The sequence below is a fragment of the Paenibacillus sp. S-38 genome, assembly GCF_049942825.1.
GTDB lineage: Bacteria > Bacillota > Bacilli > Paenibacillales > NBRC-103111 > Paenibacillus_G.
The window spans coordinates 7,548,345-7,565,156 of sequence record NZ_CP187970.1; the positions used below are offsets into that span (position 1 = coordinate 7,548,345).

The window sequence follows — 16,812 nt, forward strand, 5'->3', positions numbered from 1 at the left end:
AGTCTACATCCACACCGGCCCAAATAGAGCATCTGAGTTCCGCTATTCGGCTATCGTGCTCGCCAATTGAGCGATTAGCGAATCATAGTTCCGTTATTTACTCCACGCCTCCATTGCTGCCACGCACTTCATGCAATGGACGCTCCCCGACTTGCTGACTCCCGCGGCTGCTTCATCAAGGCGAGTCAGTTCACCGAGGCAGCTGCTAGCCCTTATGCATTCACCCACGGACTAACCTGCCTTGAGACCCAAGCCCGGCTTCCCGGCGGCTTTGCAGCATGGAGAGACAGCCCTTACCCGCGGCTAGTCTTATCCTGCTCACCGCTGCTCCCAGCACTTATGCGCAGCTGACTCATTGCCCCAAGCTAGCGGAATACGGCATTCGAGCACGCGTCGCTCCCAGCACGCTTGGACAGGCTTTACCCTCGGCCAACCAGTCCGACTCCCCCTGCTCCAAGCACTGAGAGAGCCGGCTCGCTCTTAGCCGCTGCCTCGCCGCTACGGCCTTCACCGCTTGCCTGCGACTCCCCGCCGCTCACCCGCGTCTAGCTCTGCAAGCCGCTTAATCGCAGCCGCAGCCGATCTTCGCATCCTCCGGGATCGCCGTCGGATAGCGGTTGTCAAAGCACGCCGTGCAGTGGCCGCGGTTGATCTCGCCCTCCGGTCCGCCGATCGAGTTCACGAGCCCTTCTTGGCTCAGGAAGTGCAGCGAGTCCGCGTTGATCGCCTTGCGAATCTCCTCGACCGACTTCACAGCAGCAATCAGCTCTTCACGGTTGGGCGTATCGATCCCATAGAAGCACGGGTTCTGGAACGGCGGCGAAGAGATCCGCACGTGCACCTCGGTCGCGCCTGCTTCGCGAAGCATGTTCACGATCCGCAGAGACGTCGTGCCGCGCACGATCGAGTCGTCGATCATGACGACGCGCTTGCCCTGCACGATGCTGCGCACCGCAGACAGCTTCATCTTCACGCCCTGCTCCCGCAGCTCCTGGCTCGGCTGGATGAACGTCCGGCCCGTGTAGCGGTTCTTGATCAGCCCGAGCTCGTAAGGGATGCCCGTCTGCTCCGCATACCCGATCGCCGCCGAGATGCTCGAGTCCGGCACGCCGGTGACGATATCCGCATCGACGAACGACTCGATCGCCAGCTGGCGTCCCATCCGCTTGCGCGCGGAGTGGATGTTCACCTCGTCGATGTCACTGTCCGGCCGCGCGAAGTAGATATACTCCATCGCACAGACGGCCCGCTGCTTGCCTTCGGCGAAACGGTCGTGCGTCAGCTCGCCCGTCCGCTGATTGAGGATCAGCAGCTCGCCTGGCTGAATGTCACGCTCATACAGACCACCGACGGTATCGAACGCACAGGACTCCGAAGCGAACAGATACCCGTCACCCAGACGGCCCATCACGAACGGCCGCAGGCCGTGCGGATCTCGCGCCACAATGAGCTTGTCCCGCGTCAGGAACAGAAACGCATACGCGCCTTCAATCTGCAGCAGCGCGTCACGGACCGCTTCGACGATGTCATCGTGCTTCGAGCGGGCAATCAGGTGCGCCACGACTTCCGTATCGCTGGTCGTCTGGAAGATCGACCCTTCCCGCTCGAGACGCTTCTTGATATCCGGCGCGTTCGTCAGGTTCCCGTTCGTTGCGATGGCAAGATCGCCCTCGCGGTACTTGAACACGAGCGGCTGGGCATTGGCCAGCTTGCTCTCCCCGGCTGTCGAGTAGCGTACATGGCCGATCGCATAGGAGCCGACCATCGGTCCCAGGTTATCGTTGTTGAACACTTCCTTGACCAGACCCATGCCGCGGTGATAGTTGAACGCATCCTCGCCCGCCACACAGATGCCGGCACTCTCCTGCCCCCGGTGCTGCAGGGCATGAAGACCGTAATACGAGAGATTGGCAGCCTCGGGGTGACCGAACACCCCGAATACGCCGCACTCTTCTCCCAGCTTGTCGGACAGGCCGTTCGGGCCTGCCCCTATGCCTTCGTTGTAATACGCTCCGGTCCAGAGAGGGAACGCACCATCATGTTGCCCTTGACCCTTGCCGTCTTGCCGCATTCCCGTCACCAGACCTTTCGCATCCTCATTTATATCTAATCGTTCCTGTCCGGAAACTACGCGTTCATCAGACATGGAATCGCATCCTTCCAAACTTGGTGCAGCTCGGACACAGCCGCATCAACAGCCGCACTGCCGTTCACCTGCACCTGCAGAGACGAACCTTCTACTTTACCGATCACTTGTACCGGAACGCCGGCTGCCTTCAGCACCGCTTCCAGCTCGGACGCCTTCTCCGGTGCCGCGCTAAGCAGCAGGCGGGATTGGCTCTCACTGAACAGGGCGATGTCCGCACGCAGGTCCGTCGTCAGGTTCACGTTCGCGCCCAGACGGCCGCTGATGCAGCTTTCGGCCAGCGCTACAGCCAGACCGCCGTCGGACAGGTCATGCGCCGAAGCGACGAGGCCTTTCTGAATTGCACCCAGCACCGTATCCAGCAGCGTCTTCTCCACATCGAGGTCGATCTGTGGAGGACGGCCTTCCGTTACGCCATGAACGACGTATTGGAACTCACTGCCGCCAAGCTCCGCCTTCGTCTCGCCGAGCAGCAGGACGATGTCGCCTTCGTTCTTGAAGCCCTGCGTCGTGATATGGTCCGTGTCATGCACGAGACCCACCATGCCGACAACCGGCGTCGGATAGATCGCGCCGCGCGCGTTCTCGTTGTACAGCGACACGTTGCCGCCGATGACCGGCGTGTTCAGCTTGCGGCAGGCTTCAGCCATACCGTCTACGGATTTCTCCAGCTGCCAGAAGATCTCTGGCTTCTCCGGCGAACCGAAGTTGAGGTTGTCCGTGATTGCCAGCGGCTCTGCACCGGAGCATACGTTGTTACGCGCCGCTTCCGCAACGGCGATCTTCCCGCCCACTTCCGGATCGAGGTACACGTAACGGCCGTTGCAGTCCGTCGACATCGACAGCGCCTTGCGGGAGCCGCGGATCGTCACAACGGCTGCATCAGAACCGGGCTGAACCGCTGTGGAGGTACGTACCATGTAATCGTACTGGTTGTAAACCCACTCTTTGCTCGCTACCGTAGGCGAAGCCAGCACCTGCTTCAGGGCACCGTTCAGATCGGCCACTTCCGGATAAGCAGTCGTATCGACCGAAGCATTCGCTTCGTAGTACGCCGGTACCGAGGAAGGCTTGTTGTACATCGGGCACTCGTCGACCAGCGCCGTTACCGGCATGTCGCCGACAAGCTCGCCCTTGTGGTACAGCTTCAGGTTGCCGTCGTCCGTTACCTTACCTACCTTCGCGCAGTGCAGTCCCCAGCGCTCAAAGATCGCTTTGGCCTGCTCCTCATGCTCCGGCTTCACGACGAACAGCATCCGCTCCTGGGACTCGGAGAGCATCATCTCGTAAGGCGTCATGCCTTCCTCACGCTGCGGCACCTCGTCGAGGTACAGCTCCATGCCGTTGCCCGCTTTGCTCGCCATCTCGGACGAGGAACACGTCAGACCCGCTGCGCCCATGTCCTGGATCCCTACGACGATGCCGGAATCGATCAGCTCCAGGCACGCCTCGAGTACGAGCTTCTCCATGAACGGATCGCCCACCTGCACCGCCGAACGCTTCGCTTCGGACTCGGCCGTGAGGTCCTCGGATGCGAAGGTCGCCCCGTGAATCCCGTCGCGTCCCGTTGCCGGGCCCACATAGAAGACCGGGTTGCCTACGCCTTTGGCTACGCCCTTCTGAATCTTGTCGTGGTCGATGATGCCGACGCACATGGCGTTAACGAGCGGGTTGCCCTCGTAGCTCTCATCGAACATCACTTCGCCGCCGACCGTCGGAATGCCGATGCAGTTGCCGTAGCCCGCGATCCCGGATACGACGTGCTCGAAGAGGTATTTCACACGGTCATTCGTCAGACGACCGAAACGCAGGGAGTTCAGCACAGCTACCGGACGGGCACCCATGGAGAAAATGTCCCGGATAATCCCGCCTACGCCCGTTGCCGCCCCTTGGTATGGTTCCACCGCGGAAGGATGGTTATGGCTTTCAATTTTGAACACAACCGCCTGGTTGTCACCGATATCCACGATACCCGCGCCTTCGCCCGGTCCCATCAGGACACGTTCGCCGGTCGTCGGGAACTTGCGCAGTACCGCTTTGGAGTTCTTGTAAGAGCAGTGCTCCGACCACATGACGGAGAATACGCCGATCTCCACATAGTTCGGCTTCCGTCCGAGGAAACCGCAGATGAGGTCGTACTCGGCATCGGAGACACCGAACTGCTTGTAGATTTTCTGTTCCTGAATCTGTTCTGCCGTTGGTTCCTTAACCGATAGCTGCTGCGCCATGTTTTTCCCTCCAAGTGCTTAAAATCGATGTAAACATCCGCTTGCCGTCTTCGGAACCGAGCAGCGTCGACACGGCACGTTCCGGATGCGGCATCATGCCGAGGACATTGCCGCCCTTGCTGCAGATGCCTGCGATATCGTCAACCGAGCCGTTCGGGTTGTTGCCTGCTTCGTAACGGAACACGATCTGGTTGTTTGCTTTGAGCTCGGCCAGCGCCGCTTCGTCACAGTAATAGTTGCCTTCGCCGTGCGCGATCGGGATGTTGATGAGCTCGTCCTGCTTGTACTCTTTGGTGAACGGGGTATCCGTGTTAACAACAGACAGCATCGACGCATGACAGCGGAATTTCAGCGACTCGTTGCGCAGCATTGCGCCCGGCAGCAGGCCGGATTCGAGCAGAATCTGGAAGCCGTTGCAGATGCCGAGGATGTACTTGCCCTGCTCCGCCGCTTCACGGAGAGCCTTCATAACCGGTGCAAATTGGGCGATTGCGCCGCAGCGCAGGTAGTCTCCGTAGGAGAAGCCGCCCGGTATGATAATACAGTCGTATTTGGAGAGATCCGTCTCGGTATGCCATACATAGTCCACGGGCTGGCCTACTGTGTCTTCCACCGCTTTGTAGCAGTCGATATCACAGTTGGAGCCGGGAAACACCAGAACCGCAAAATTCATGATTGTTGTCCTCCCTAATCCTTGTTAAAAGGTAGCCGGCCGGCTCCTATTCGCTCAGCTCGTAGCGGTAGTCTTCGATGACCGTGTTCGCGAGCAGCTTCTCGCACATGGCTTTGAGGCGCTCTTCCGCAGCAGCGCGGTTGTCCGTGTTCAGTTCCACTTCCAGGTACTTGCCGATCCGCACCTTGTCCACTTCGTCGAAGCCCATGGAGTGCAGCGCGCCCTGCACCGCCGTTCCTTGTACGTCCAGTACGCTTTGCTTAATCGTCACATATACGGTCGCTTTTAACATCGAATAGTACCTCCCAAGGGTATGAAAAATGTCCGTTTGCTCTCTCACCTTACGTACTGCGTGTCCATCTTGCATCTGCTCCCCCGGACCGAAGTCCGGGCTGCAGTCATGCGTTTTATCCCAAAACCAAGCGGTTATAAATTTCGCGGTAGCGCCGGCTTGTCTCTTCCACTACTTCTGCAGGAAGCGGAGCAGGCTCGCTGTTCTTATCCCAGTCCGTGCTGGCCAGATAGCTCCGCACCGGCTCTTTGTCCATGGAGTCGATTTCGGTATCGAGCTCGTACTTGTCCTTCGCCCAGAATCTCGATGAATCCGGAGTGAAGATTTCGTCAATGAGTATGATTTCACCGTCGATCAGGCCGAATTCGAATTTGGTGTCGGCGAGAATAATGCCGCGGTCCTGGCAGAAGGCGTGAGCGTAGTTGTACAGCTGAAGGCTCTTCGCCTGCAGCTGCTCGGTCAGCTCGGCGCCGACGAGCTCTTTCATGCGCTCGATGGAGATGTCCTCATCGTGGCCGACATCGTTCTTCGCCGCCGGCGTGAAGATCGGCTGCTCGAAGCGCTGGTTCTTGCGCAGGCCTGCAGGCAGCTTGTGGCCGTTGATCTCGCCCGTCTGCTGGTACTGTCTCCAGCCGCCGCCCGTGATGTATCCGCGGACCACGCACTCGATGTCGATACGCTCTGCTTTTTTGGTCACCATGAACCGGTCCTTCATGATCTCCCGGTCCGTGATGATGTCGCCCAGCAGATCCACGTCTGCATGCACCACATGGTTGTCGATAATCTCGGTCGTCTGATCGAACCAGAACTTGCTAAGCGTGTTGAGCACGTTCCCCTTGTCCGGCACCGCCGGGCTCAGCACCCAGTCGAATGCCGAGATCCGGTCCGATACCGCGATGAGGTAATGGTCGCCGAGACCGTAAATCTCGCGGACCTTGCCTTTATAGAGCAGCGGCGCCTTGATATACTCTTGCGCGCTGGAAATTGCGATCGTTGACGCTTCCTTCATGGTTTCCCCCGCCTCCCCGTATGCCTTGGCTTCTAACGGACTTCTTAGCTCAAGCCCAGACGTTTGAAAATTGTATCGACATGCTTCAGATGCCAGCTTGGATTGAATGCATCCTCAATCTCTTCCAGGCTGAGGTACTCCCGGATCGCCGGCGTATTCTCCACAATGTCACGGAACGAGCGCTGCTCTTCCCATGCCTGCATGGCCCGCGGCTGCACCGTATCGTAAGCCTGCTCGCGGGAGAGCCCTTTGTCGATCAGCTTCGTCATGACGCGGCCCGAGAAGGGAACCCCGTATGTACTCTGCATGTTGCGCTTCATGTTCTCCGGGAACACCGTCAGGTTTTTGATGATGTTGCCGAGGCGGTTCAGCATGTAGTTCAGCAGAATCGTCGAATCCGGCAGAATGATCCGCTCCACGGAAGAGTGCGAGATATCGCGCTCATGCCACAGAGTGACATTCTCGTAAGCGGAGACCATGTGGCCGCGGATGACACGGGCCAGACCCGAGATGCTCTCACAGCCGATCGGGTTGCGCTTGTGCGGCATGGCCGAGGAGCCCTTCTGGCCCTTCGCGAACGGCTCTTCCACTTCGCGGAACTCACTCTTCTGCAGGGCGCGGATTTCCGTCGCGAACTTGTCCAGCGAGGTCGCGATGAGCGCCAGCGTCGCCATATACTCGGCGTGACGGTCACGCTGCAGCGTCTGGGTCGAGATCGGCGCCGGCTTCGTGCCGAGCTTGCCGCACACGTACTCCTCGATGAATGGATCGATGTTCGCGTAGGTGCCTACGGCGCCCGAGATTTTGCCGAACTGGACGCCGTCCGCCGCGAAGCGGAAACGCTCCAGGTTCCGTTTCATCTCTTCGTACCACAGGGCCATCTTGAGACCAAAGGTGGTCGGCTCGGCGTGAACGCCGTGGGTACGGCCCATCATCGGGGTATCCTTGTAAGCCATCGCTTTGTCCTTAAGGATCTCGATGAAGTTCACGATGTCCTTCTCGATGATCTCGTTCGCCTGTCTCAGCAGGTAGCCAAGAGCCGTATCGACGACGTCCGTGGAAGTCAGACCGTAGTGCACCCACTTGCGCTCAGGGCCCACTTTCTCGGATACCGCGCGCGTGAAGGCAATCACGTCATGGCGTGTCTCCAGCTCGATCTCGTAGATCCGGTCGATATCGAAGCTTGCGTTCTTCCGCAGCTCCGCTACGTCTTCCTTCGGAATGACACCAAGCTCCGCCCATGCCTCGCAGGAAAGAATCTCGACTTCGAGCCAAGCCTTGAATTTGTTTTCTTCCGTCCAAATGCCGCCCATTTCGGGTCTTGTATAACGATCGATCATGATTCCCCATACCTCCGGTATCTGCTCTTTGACTTGCTCTGCTGCTTCTATTTAGACTCCCATACACCTGACAGCTCTATCCAGCGGAAGGCATCCTCCGCCCGGTCCGCCAGCAGATTCACATGGCCCATTTTGCGGCCCGCCTTTGCTTCCTCTTTGCCATACAGATGAAGCTTGGCGGTCACACCCGGTACCGCGCTCTGCGATTCGGGATTCTGGATCCACTCCAGCAGCGGCGCTACATGCTCGCCCAGCACGTTCACCATAACGACCGGCGTCAGCAGCGACGGATCCCCGAGAGGCAGGTTGCACACCGCTCTCAGATGCTGCTCGAACTGGGAGGTCCGGCATGCTTCCATTGTATAGTGGCCGGAATTGTGCGGCCGCGGTGCCAATTCATTAACGAACAACTCGCCGTCCGCGGTAAGGAACATTTCCACGGCGATCAGCCCAATGACATCCAGCTTCTCGGCGATCTGCAGTGCCATCTCTTCCGCCCGCTTCAGTACGCCTTCCAGCGCTCGGGCGGGAACAATGGAGAGATGCAGGATGTTGTTCACATGAATGTTCTCCGCCGGAGGAAAAGCCTTCACTTCGCCCCGCGGGCTTCTCGCCGCGATCACGGAGATCTCCCGCTCGAAGCGGATGAACTGCTCGAGCACGAGCTCCGTCTTAGCCCGGCTCAGCGTCACGTATGCCTCTTCGACTTCGTCCAGCGACCGGATAACCCACTGGCCTTTGCCGTCGTAGCCGCCGGTTGCTGTCTTCAGCACGCAGGGCGTGCCGAAGCGCTCCACGGCCTCCCGAAGCTCCGCGGCGCTGGTCACTTCCGCATACGGCGCCACCTTGACGCCTGCGGCTTCAATGGCACGTTTCTCGCGCAGCCGGTGCTGCGTCGTGTAGAGCAGTTTGCTGCCCTGCGGTACGTAGGACTCCCGCATGAGCAGCTCCGTTACGCCGGCATCGACGTTCTCGAATTCGTAGGTGATAACGTCGGCCTCTTCCGCAAGAATTCGTGCGGCCGCCGCGTCGTCGTACGCCGCCACGATCTGGCGGTCCGCCACCTGGCCGCACGGCGCATCCGGCGTAGGGTCCAGCGTCACGAAACGATAGCCCATCGCCTTGCCGGCCAGCGCCAGCATTCGTCCGAGCTGGCCTCCGCCAAGCACGCCGATTACGGATCCGGGTGGGGTCACTTGCTGCGGGTCGTACGCCCGGTTCTTGTCCGCTTCCTTCATGGTCATTCCAGCACGCTGCTTTCCATGACAGACTTCGCAATGCGTTCGCGGCGCTCCGTTACCCGCTGCTGGATTCCGCTGTCGAAGGCGCCGAGAATCTGCGCCGCGAGCAGGCCGGCATTGGTTGCGCCCGCTTGTCCGATCGCTACCGTCGCTACTGGAATTCCGCCCGGCATCTGCACGATCGACAGCAGAGAATCCAGCCCGTTCAGGGTCGACGTCTTCACAGGCACGCCGATAACCGGCAGAACGGTCTTTGAGGCGACCATACCCGGCAGATGTGCCGCACCGCCGGCGCCTGCGATGATGACCTTCAGTCCGCGCTCAGCCGCCGTTTCGGCATATTCGAACATCAGGTCCGGTGTCCGGTGGGCCGATACCACCTTCTTCTCGTATGCAACCCCGAGTTCATCGAGCACGTCGCACGCTTTCTTCATCGTTTCCCAGTCCGACTGGCTTCCCATGATGACTCCAACAAGAACCGACATTCAGGTACCCTCCATATGCTTGCTTTTCAATACATTTATGCAATCAAGGCCATATAAAACAAAACGTCCTTCCAGATAGAAGCTGCACATGCTCAAAAAAGCTGTTCAGTCTATGAGTAAGGACGACAAGAAGACTCCTAAGCGCAAGTTAAGGCCAGACACCTGCCGTGCCGACCTTCTTCATCAACGCTTACTCGTAGTCCAAAAATTTAAGGTTTTCGGGTAGAAACTATTCGGGCCATATTCCCGACATTATACGAGATTATTCGAATGTCATACGTATTTTTTCCAAGCTAATGATCTCTTTCAGTTTATCGGCTTTCACACAGGATGTCAACTCAAAAAGGCGAACATTTTTGTTTTCGATGTGATAATAGTTCGTATTTGCAGTTATCCATTTTATGTAATTTCCTGTTATTGGCTATCTGCTATTTTCAATTGCCTGAGCGTCCGCAGGCCTTCCTCAGCCTCTTCCGACGACAAGCCGCCTGCCTGCAGCAGGGCATCCTCCAGAAGCACCCACCGTTCGTACATTCGGATCCCTTCTTCTGCGGCGGCTCTCCACTCCAGCTCCCGCTGCCCGCCCTTTAACTCCTCTAGTCGATAAAACAAGGCATCCTCCGCCCAGGCATAGCTGCCCTGCTCCTCGTAATATCCGACAACCCTCGACAGGATCCCCTCACTCAACCCTGCTCGCCCCGTGATGTTCAGCGCCTCTTGAATTCGTCTGTTGAATTCTTCTCTCAGCTCGCCGAGGGCATCGTATTCGCGTCCGATCAGCAGGATCTCGAGGGATTTCTGTGCCGTCCGTCTGGCAGCCGTTTCATTCCCACTTTCCCGCTCCAGATCCGCCTGCGCTTTCATGAGATCCCCCATCGCCAGTACTTTGGCTGAGTCCAGTTCCCCATCCTTGGACAGCAGCGCAACCAGGTCCTTCACCGACAGCGCTCCGATCAGCTTGGAGCCTAGTCCCAGCATCTCCTTCATCGCCTGCTGCAGCAGTTCCATGGCCTCCTCCAGCCGTCTGTTACGGGCTAACTGCATCACGCGGCCAACCATCCCCCCTGCCTGCTCGATCATCCGTAGAATATAATCTCTTTGATACATACTTTCCCCTCTCTCACCCGCTGCTTTTCCAGCTTTTGATCTGCTTCCGCCAATGGTTCTCCGCATCATTTTATCCATTGTAACCCACATGCCCGCTGGGGTTAAGCCCCCGTGTCAATTATAGGAAGGGACTGGATGATTTTATCCATTGCCCCTCACTTTTAACGTGTGGTACGCTCTTAGAAGCCGAATCGCGCATGTATTTAGATGTACGTACGGGGGACGCATCACATGGGGTGAATGCACCGGCTGTCTGCCGCTGGCACTACTGCAGCGGAGCGGGCACCATGCTAGGGAACCAACCTTCTTCCCGAACCCGACAACTAACCTCGGAGGCTATGATCGACAACTGACGGCGGATTCTTGATCTCGCCGGACAGGTGCAACGATATGGAGGGATCCAGTTGAAAAGTCGCATCACGTCCATGCTGAAGGCATGTCTATTGACGCTGCCCGCAGCCGCAATTCTTGTATTCGCCAGTCCTGCACAGGCCGAGACCGTTCGGCTCGCCGAGGATATCAAGGTGCAGGTAAATGACAGCCTCTTGCAATTCTCGAATGCCCAGCCTTTCCTTGACGAGAACCATAAGCTTCAGGTTCCGGCCAGGGACATCGCTGACAAGCTGGGATACCAGCTTCAGTGGGAGCATGCCGGCGCTCAGATGAAGATCACCCTGAGCAGCACCACTACCACCGTTGTTTTTACCACAGGTGACCCTAACATTACAGTCAACGGCCAGCCTTCCGTTCAGGAAGCAGCTGCCAAGCTTGTAGACGGGCAAACCTACGTCCCTTTCCGGCTGCTTGCCGACTCCTTCGGCATTCAGACCCAGTGGGACAACCTGAACCGCATCGCCATTCTTGGAGTGGATGGTCAATACCATGCTCCAGCTTGGTACCGCCCCACGAAGATCGCTCCTCTCTATACGATGACGATCGAAGCCAGCGCTTCTGCCTATACAGCAGTCGCAGGGGAGAACGGCACGTTCGCAGCGAGAGACTACATGGGTAATCCTCTGAAGCTGGGGACGATTGCCGTAGATCCTGCTGTCATCCCTCTGGGGTCTAAGGTATTTATTGAAGGCTACGCGCACGACGGCCTTCCGGCTGGAGGCATGTACGCCGTTGCAACGGATATCGGTGGATCCGTGAAGGGGAACAAGATTGATATCTTTATGCCCGATGGGCGCCAAGCCGCATTGAAGTTCGGTATTCAGAACGTGAAGGTTCATGTGCTTGGCACGTAAAAACGGCGCTCCTAAAAAAGCAGGTCTCTTCATCGAGGCGCTCGGCCCTAAGCCGGCTGCCTCGATGGGAGGCCTGCTTTTTTTTGGCCTCTGCTTCCGGTGTATAGGTACGCCTTACCGGTCGAACCCTAAGCATGATCATGTGACGGAGGTGACCGACATGAATCAAGGTATCCGCAAGCTTCTGCTGTGTGTCCTAACATCGTTTTGTTTGACCGGTGCAGGCGTTCCTGCTCCGCGGCCCAGCGAGGTGGTTTGGAACGTGGAGACCGATCAGAAACTCATTGCCTTGACGTTCGACGACGGCCCCAACCCGGTCTATACGCCTCAGATTCTCGACCTGCTTCATGAGTATGGTGCCAAGGGGACGTTCTTCGTGATCGGCAAGCGGGTCCAGTTATATCCCGCCATCGCCATTCGTGAAGTGAATGAGGGACATGAAATCGCCAATCATACGTTTGACCATCATTTCCTCAAACACTATCCTGCCGAACAGCTTATTACGGAAATCCGCCAAACCCAAGAAGTCATTTTCGACATTACGGAGCAAATGCCGCATGTATTCCGGCCTCCCGGCGGTTTTTACAATGATGCTCTCCTCCAGTCCATGAAGGAAGACAAGCTTACGGTAGTCATGTGGTCCTGGTATCAGGATACAAAGGATTGGATGAAACCGGGTGCGGATAAAATCGTCTCCCAAGTGCTCAATAACGTGCACAACGGGGACATTGTACTCTTTCACGATCTTCAGGGGGATTGCAGCCAAACCGTTGAAGCACTCCGAAGCATTCTGCCGGAGCTGAAACAGCGCGGTTATGAGTTTGTTACCGTATCGGATTTGATCTCGCGAACCCGCAAATGAGCACAACAGCCGAGATCCCGACCATTTGTCCCAGGGGTCTTTTTGCTGTTCAGATACGAAAATGAAATAAGGCTTGGAAAGTTATCCACCTTCCAAGCCCGCAAATATTCATACAGATGCTCCGAATTAAATCGAGTCACCATACTCTTTAAAATCCATCTCGTGATCCCGGTTGTCTACGGCGCCGGGACCTTGTCCAGGAGCCTCCACACTTCTTACTTCCTCGAATGTACGTGTTTGGTGAAGACCGGTTGCTCCCGCCATATGCGTGCCCAAGTCGGCCAGTTCTTCATTGTTGTCATTATTTTGTACGCTGCTCATGGTTACCTCCTCTGATTGTGTTGCTATATACCGCTGCCTATAATTTAAATTTCTCAGGACTTGGTCTCGGATCTTCTGCTCCGTCTGGCGGAAGACAGACCGGACAATCCCACCAACCCGATTAAGCCCAGCCAGCCCCAATCCGCGCCGTCCTCACGGTCTGAGACGGCTAACGGCCGATAGCCCGCCATCCCGCCCGTCGTCGCCCTGATCTGCTGCTTGTTGATCAAAAATCCTGGTGTGCTTCCCGACAAGCCGAGCCCCGCATCGCTGCCAAATTGGGCTCCATTGGTGCTTTGTCTCACGGTCCCCATCGGGTTAGCCTGATCCACTCCGTTTTGTGCTGCGCCGTTCTCCGCACGAACCCACCCCGGCAGCATTCCGTACAAAGCCAGTAGGGCAACAATCGATATGGTTGTCCAGGTTTTGCTCATTTCTTTGTCCTCCCTGTTGTATTTCAACATCTCCTCTAGTTTTTTCTAACGGACTGTATAAAATACAAAGAAAGCAAAAAAGAATGCAAAAAAGCCCATTTGGACACATGGTCCAAATGGGCTCTTCATTGGCTTGGCGACGTTCTACTCTCCCAGGACCCTGCGGTCCAAGTACCATCGACGCTGGAAGGCTTAACGTTCGTGTTCGGGATGGGTACGCGTGGTTCCCTTCCGCCATCATCACCAAACGGTTTGTGTATCGGCCAGGATACACGGTAATACATATTCAAGGCAGCTTGTACCTTGAAAACTGGATATACATTCGGGTATATCATTTTGCGTTCCTTTGTGCTTCGCACAAAGGTCACTACCAAAATGATATATCCTCACTCGCTAGCTAAAGATCTAAACCTTAGTATTGCTGCCGCTTCCTTGCGGAAGCTGTTTGGATAAGCCCTCGACCGATTAGTATTCGTCAGCTCCACACGTTGCCGCGCTTCCACCCCGAACCTATCAACCTCGTCGTCTACAAGGGGTCTTACTGACTTGGGAAATCTCATCTTGAGGGGGGCTTCACGCTTAGATGCTTTCAGCGCTTATCCCGTCCGTACTTGGCTATCCAGCCGTGCTCCTGGCGGAACAACTGGTACACCAGCGGTACGTCCATCCCGGTCCTCTCGTACTAAGGACAGCTCCTCTCAAATTTCCTGCGCCCGCGACAGATAGGGACCGAACTGTCTCACGACGTTCTGAACCCAGCTCGCGTACCGCTTTAATGGGCGAACAGCCCAACCCTTGGGACCTACTTCAGCCCCAGGATGCGATGAGCCGACATCGAGGTGCCAAACCTCCCCGTCGATGTGGACTCTTGGGGGAGATAAGCCTGTTATCCCCAGGGTAGCTTTTATCCGTTGAGCGATGGCCCTTCCATTCGGTACCACCGGATCACTAAGCCCGACTTTCGTCCCTGCTCGACCTGTTTGTCTCGCAGTCAAGCTCCCTTATGCCTTTGCACTCTTCGAATGATTTCCAACCATTCTGAGGGAACCTTGGGGCGCCTCCGTTACGCTTTAGGAGGCGACCGCCCCAGTCAAACTGCCCACCTGACACTGTCCCCGCACCGGATCACGGTACCAGGTTAGAACTCCGATACGATCAGGGTGGTATCCCAACGGCGCCTCCACCCAAGCTGGCGCTCAGGCTTCTCAGGCTCCCACCTATCCTGTACAGATCGTACCAAAGTCCAATATCAAGCTGCAGTAAAGCTCCATGGGGTCTTTCCGTCTTGTCGCGGGTAACCTGCATCTTCACAGGTATTAAAATTTCACCGGATCTCTCGTCGAGACAGCGCCCAAGTCGTTACGCCATTCGTGCGGGTCAGAATTTACCTGACAAGGAATTTCGCTACCTTAGGACCGTTATAGTTACGGCCGCCGTTTACTGGGGCTTCGGTTCACAGCTTCGGGTTACCCCTAACCGCTCCCCTTAACCTTCCAGCACCGGGCAGGCGTCAGCCCGTATACTTCGCCTTGCGGCTTCGCACAGACCTGTGTTTTTGCTAAACAGTCGCTTGGGCCTTTTCACTGCGGCCCCCTCGGGCTATTCACCCTACCGAGGCACCCCTTCTCCCGAAGTTACGGGGTCATTTTGCCGAGTTCCTTAACGAGAGTTCTTCCGCGCGCCTTAGCATGCTCTGCTCGCCTACCTGTGTCGGTTTGCGGTACGGGCACCTTCTCCCTGGCTAGAGGCTTTTCTTGGCAGCCTGAACTCATGACCTTCGGTACTTAAGTTTCCCTCCCCATCACAGCTCAGCCTTATCGATGTGCGGATTTGCCTACACATCAGCCTCACTGCTTGGACGAGCATCCATCAGCTCGCGTCACTATCCTTCTGCGTCACCCCATCGCTCATAACGGTTCACGGTGGTACAGGAATTTCAACCTGTTGTCCTTCGACTACGCCTTTCGGCCTCGCCTTAGGTCCCGACTTACCCTGAGCGGACGAGCCTTCCTCAGGAACCCTTAGGCTTTCGGCGGATCAGATTCTCACTGATCTTTTCGTTACTCATACCGGCATTCTCACTTGTATGCAGTCCAGCTGTCCTCACGATCAACCTTCAACCCGCATACAACGCTCCCCTACCCCAGGATATCATAGATATCTAGTCATAGCTTCGGTGGTGTGTTTAGCCCCGTTACATTTTCGGCGCAGAGTCACTCGACCAGTGAGCTATTACGCACTCTTTCAATGGTGGCTGCTTCTAAGCCAACATCCTGGTTGTCTGTGCAACTCCACATCCTTTCCCACTTAACACACACTTGGGGACCTTAGCTGATGATCTGGGCTGTTTCCCTCTTGACAATGGATCTTAGCACTCACTGTCTGACTCCCGGGCATCACGTTTGCGGCATTCAGAGTTTGACTGGACTTGGTAACCCTTGGCGGGCCCCGCACCCAATCAGTGCTTTACCTCCGCAACGCTAACCCGAGGCTAGCCCTAAAGCTATTTCGGGGAGAACCAGCTATCTCCGAGTTCGATTGGAATTTCTCCGCTACCCCCACCTCATCCCCGAATTTTTCAACATTCGTGGGTTCGGGCCTCCAGTGCGTGTTACCGCACCTTCACCCTGGACAGGGGTAGATCACACGGTTTCGGGTCTACGTCCACGTACTCATTCGCCCTATTCAGACTCGCTTTCGCTGCGGCTGCGGCTTCTCACCTTAACCTCGCACGGGAACGTAACTCGCCGGTTCATTCTACAAAAGGCACGCCATCACCCATGAACGGGCTCTGACTTCTTGTAAGCACACGGTTTCAGGTTCTTTTTCACTCCGCTCCCGCGGTTCTTTTCACCTTTCCCTCACGGTACTGCTTCACTATCGGTCACCAGGGAGTATTTAGCCTTGGCAGATGGTCCTGCCGGTTTCCCACGAGGTTTCACGTGTCTCGCGGTACTCAGGATCCGTCTAGGGTGTTCGCAGAATTTCGGTTACGGGGCTTTTACCCACTCTGGCCGGCCTTTCCAGACCTGTTCGCCTACTCTGCTTAACCCACATTGACGTCCTACAACCCCAAGGAGCAAGCTCCTTGGTTTGGGCTACTCCGCTTTCGCTCGCCGCTACTGACGGAATCACTATTGTTTTCTTTTCCTGAGGGTACTTAGATGTTTCAGTTCCCCTCGTCTGCCTCCGATGCAGCTATGTATTCACTGCATGGTACATGCGAATTACCACATGTGGGTTTCCCCATTCGGACATCCCCGGATCAAAGCCTGCTTACGGCTCCCCGAGGCGTTATCGTTGTTCGCCACGTCCTTCTTCGGCTCCTGGTGCCTAGGCATCCTCCGTGTGCTCTTAATAGCTTAACCAAATGCGATGCTCGTAGTTTCGTTTTTGCGCTCCGTTATGCTTCGCATAAAGGTCGCTG

Annotated in this window: 13 protein-coding genes, 2 rRNA genes and 2 riboswitches; of the genes, 2 read left to right on the plus strand and 13 right to left on the minus strand. The window is 56.7% G+C overall.

Annotation, left to right across the window (positions count from 1 at the left end):
• Window positions 1-562: 562 nt before the first annotated feature.
• From purF to ACP26L_RS32910, 9 genes are all read right to left on the minus strand, one after another.
• Window positions 563-2,146 (minus strand): amidophosphoribosyltransferase, encoded by a 1,584-nt coding sequence (gene purF / locus ACP26L_RS32870; protein WP_426449809.1) that lies wholly within the window; start codon window positions 2,144-2,146, stop codon window positions 563-565.
• Window positions 2,128-4,374: a phosphoribosylformylglycinamidine synthase subunit PurL gene (purL, locus tag ACP26L_RS32875; RefSeq protein WP_426449810.1), complete on the minus strand. Its 2,247-nt coding sequence runs from the start codon at window positions 4,372-4,374 to the stop codon at window positions 2,128-2,130. The genes purF and purL overlap by 19 nt, the downstream gene beginning before the upstream one ends.
• On the minus strand, window positions 4,352-5,047 hold the full coding sequence (gene purQ / locus ACP26L_RS32880) for a phosphoribosylformylglycinamidine synthase subunit PurQ (RefSeq protein WP_426449811.1): 696 nt from the start codon (window positions 5,045-5,047) through the stop codon (window positions 4,352-4,354). The genes purL and purQ overlap by 23 nt, the downstream gene beginning before the upstream one ends.
• 46 nt (window positions 5,048-5,093) lie before the next feature.
• Complete coding sequence (gene purS, locus ACP26L_RS32885; protein WP_013920976.1) at window positions 5,094-5,339, minus strand: phosphoribosylformylglycinamidine synthase subunit PurS; 246 nt, start codon at window positions 5,337-5,339, stop codon at window positions 5,094-5,096.
• Window positions 5,340-5,454: 115 nt separating this feature from the next.
• A complete protein-coding gene (locus tag ACP26L_RS32890) occupies window positions 5,455-6,348 on the minus strand; it encodes a phosphoribosylaminoimidazolesuccinocarboxamide synthase (protein WP_426449812.1) in 894 nt (297 codons plus the stop codon).
• 44 nt (window positions 6,349-6,392) lie between these two features.
• Window positions 6,393-7,688 carry an adenylosuccinate lyase gene (gene purB, locus ACP26L_RS32895; RefSeq protein ID WP_426449813.1) on the minus strand — a complete coding sequence of 432 codons (1,296 nt, stop codon included), beginning with the start codon at window positions 7,686-7,688 and terminating at the stop codon, window positions 6,393-6,395.
• Between the two features lie 47 nt (window positions 7,689-7,735).
• Window positions 7,736-8,932 (minus strand): 5-(carboxyamino)imidazole ribonucleotide synthase, encoded by a 1,197-nt coding sequence (purK, locus tag ACP26L_RS32900; protein ID WP_426449814.1) that lies wholly within the window; start codon window positions 8,930-8,932, stop codon window positions 7,736-7,738.
• Window positions 8,929-9,414 carry a 5-(carboxyamino)imidazole ribonucleotide mutase gene (gene purE / locus ACP26L_RS32905; protein WP_426449815.1) on the minus strand — a complete coding sequence of 162 codons (486 nt, stop codon included), beginning with the start codon at window positions 9,412-9,414 and terminating at the stop codon, window positions 8,929-8,931. Before purE ends, purK begins: the two co-directional genes overlap by 4 nt.
• A gap of 177 nt (window positions 9,415-9,591) precedes the next feature.
• A riboswitch (purine riboswitch) is annotated at window positions 9,592-9,694 on the minus strand.
• 134 nt (window positions 9,695-9,828) lie between these two features.
• Window positions 9,829-10,521 (minus strand): DUF6483 family protein, encoded by a 693-nt coding sequence (locus ACP26L_RS32910; protein WP_426449816.1) that lies wholly within the window; start codon window positions 10,519-10,521, stop codon window positions 9,829-9,831.
• 174 nt (window positions 10,522-10,695) lie between these two features.
• Window positions 10,696-10,874, plus strand: a riboswitch (cyclic di-AMP (ydaO/yuaA leader).
• A gap of 51 nt (window positions 10,875-10,925) precedes the next feature.
• Between ACP26L_RS32910 and ACP26L_RS32915 the strand changes: the two genes are divergently transcribed.
• Complete coding sequence (locus tag ACP26L_RS32915; protein WP_426449817.1) at window positions 10,926-11,768, plus strand: stalk domain-containing protein; 843 nt, start codon at window positions 10,926-10,928, stop codon at window positions 11,766-11,768.
• 160 nt (window positions 11,769-11,928) lie between these two features.
• Window positions 11,929-12,630, plus strand: a complete 702-nt coding sequence (locus ACP26L_RS32920) for a polysaccharide deacetylase family protein (protein WP_426449818.1) — start codon at window positions 11,929-11,931, stop codon at window positions 12,628-12,630.
• Between the two features lie 126 nt (window positions 12,631-12,756).
• Here ACP26L_RS32920 and ACP26L_RS32925 read toward each other — a convergent pair whose 3' ends face one another.
• From ACP26L_RS32925 to ACP26L_RS32940, 4 genes are all read right to left on the minus strand, one after another.
• Entirely contained in the window at window positions 12,757-12,951 is a 195-nt protein-coding gene (locus tag ACP26L_RS32925; RefSeq protein ID WP_426449819.1) for a hypothetical protein, read from the minus strand.
• Window positions 12,952-13,004: 53 nt separating this feature from the next.
• Window positions 13,005-13,385, minus strand: coding sequence for a WGxxGxxG family protein (locus ACP26L_RS32930; protein ID WP_426449820.1), 381 nt, complete (start codon window positions 13,383-13,385; stop codon window positions 13,005-13,007).
• 131 nt (window positions 13,386-13,516) lie between these two features.
• Window positions 13,517-13,633, minus strand: a 5S ribosomal RNA gene (gene rrf, locus ACP26L_RS32935).
• A 197-nt stretch (window positions 13,634-13,830) separates the two neighbouring features.
• Window positions 13,831-16,753: ribosomal RNA gene (locus ACP26L_RS32940) — 23S ribosomal RNA — on the minus strand.
• Between the last annotated feature and the right edge of the window lie 59 nt (window positions 16,754-16,812).

Bases quoted from the DNA above. Each gene is read 5' to 3' on its own strand.
- purF (WP_426449809.1), bottom strand. From the start codon at position 2,146: ATGTCTGATGAACGCGTAGTTTCCGGACAGGAACGATTAGATATAAAT.
- purL (WP_426449810.1), bottom strand. From the start codon at position 4,374: ATGGCGCAGCAGCTATCGGTTAAGGAACCAACGGCAGAACAGATTCAG.
- purQ (WP_426449811.1), bottom strand. From the start codon at position 5,047: ATGAATTTTGCGGTTCTGGTGTTTCCCGGCTCCAACTGTGATATCGAC.
- purS (WP_013920976.1), bottom strand. From the start codon at position 5,339: ATGTTAAAAGCGACCGTATATGTGACGATTAAGCAAAGCGTACTGGAC.
- ACP26L_RS32890 (WP_426449812.1), bottom strand. From the start codon at position 6,348: ATGAAGGAAGCGTCAACGATCGCAATTTCCAGCGCGCAAGAGTATATC.
- purB (WP_426449813.1), bottom strand. From the start codon at position 7,688: ATGATCGATCGTTATACAAGACCCGAAATGGGCGGCATTTGGACGGAA.
- purK (WP_426449814.1), bottom strand. From the start codon at position 8,932: ATGACCATGAAGGAAGCGGACAAGAACCGGGCGTACGACCCGCAGCAA.
- purE (WP_426449815.1), bottom strand. From the start codon at position 9,414: ATGTCGGTTCTTGTTGGAGTCATCATGGGAAGCCAGTCGGACTGGGAA.
- ACP26L_RS32910 (WP_426449816.1), bottom strand. From the start codon at position 10,521: ATGTATCAAAGAGATTATATTCTACGGATGATCGAGCAGGCAGGGGGG.
- ACP26L_RS32920 (WP_426449818.1), top strand. From the start codon at position 11,929: ATGAATCAAGGTATCCGCAAGCTTCTGCTGTGTGTCCTAACATCGTTT.
- ACP26L_RS32925 (WP_426449819.1), bottom strand. From the start codon at position 12,951: ATGAGCAGCGTACAAAATAATGACAACAATGAAGAACTGGCCGACTTG.
- ACP26L_RS32930 (WP_426449820.1), bottom strand. From the start codon at position 13,385: ATGAGCAAAACCTGGACAACCATATCGATTGTTGCCCTACTGGCTTTG.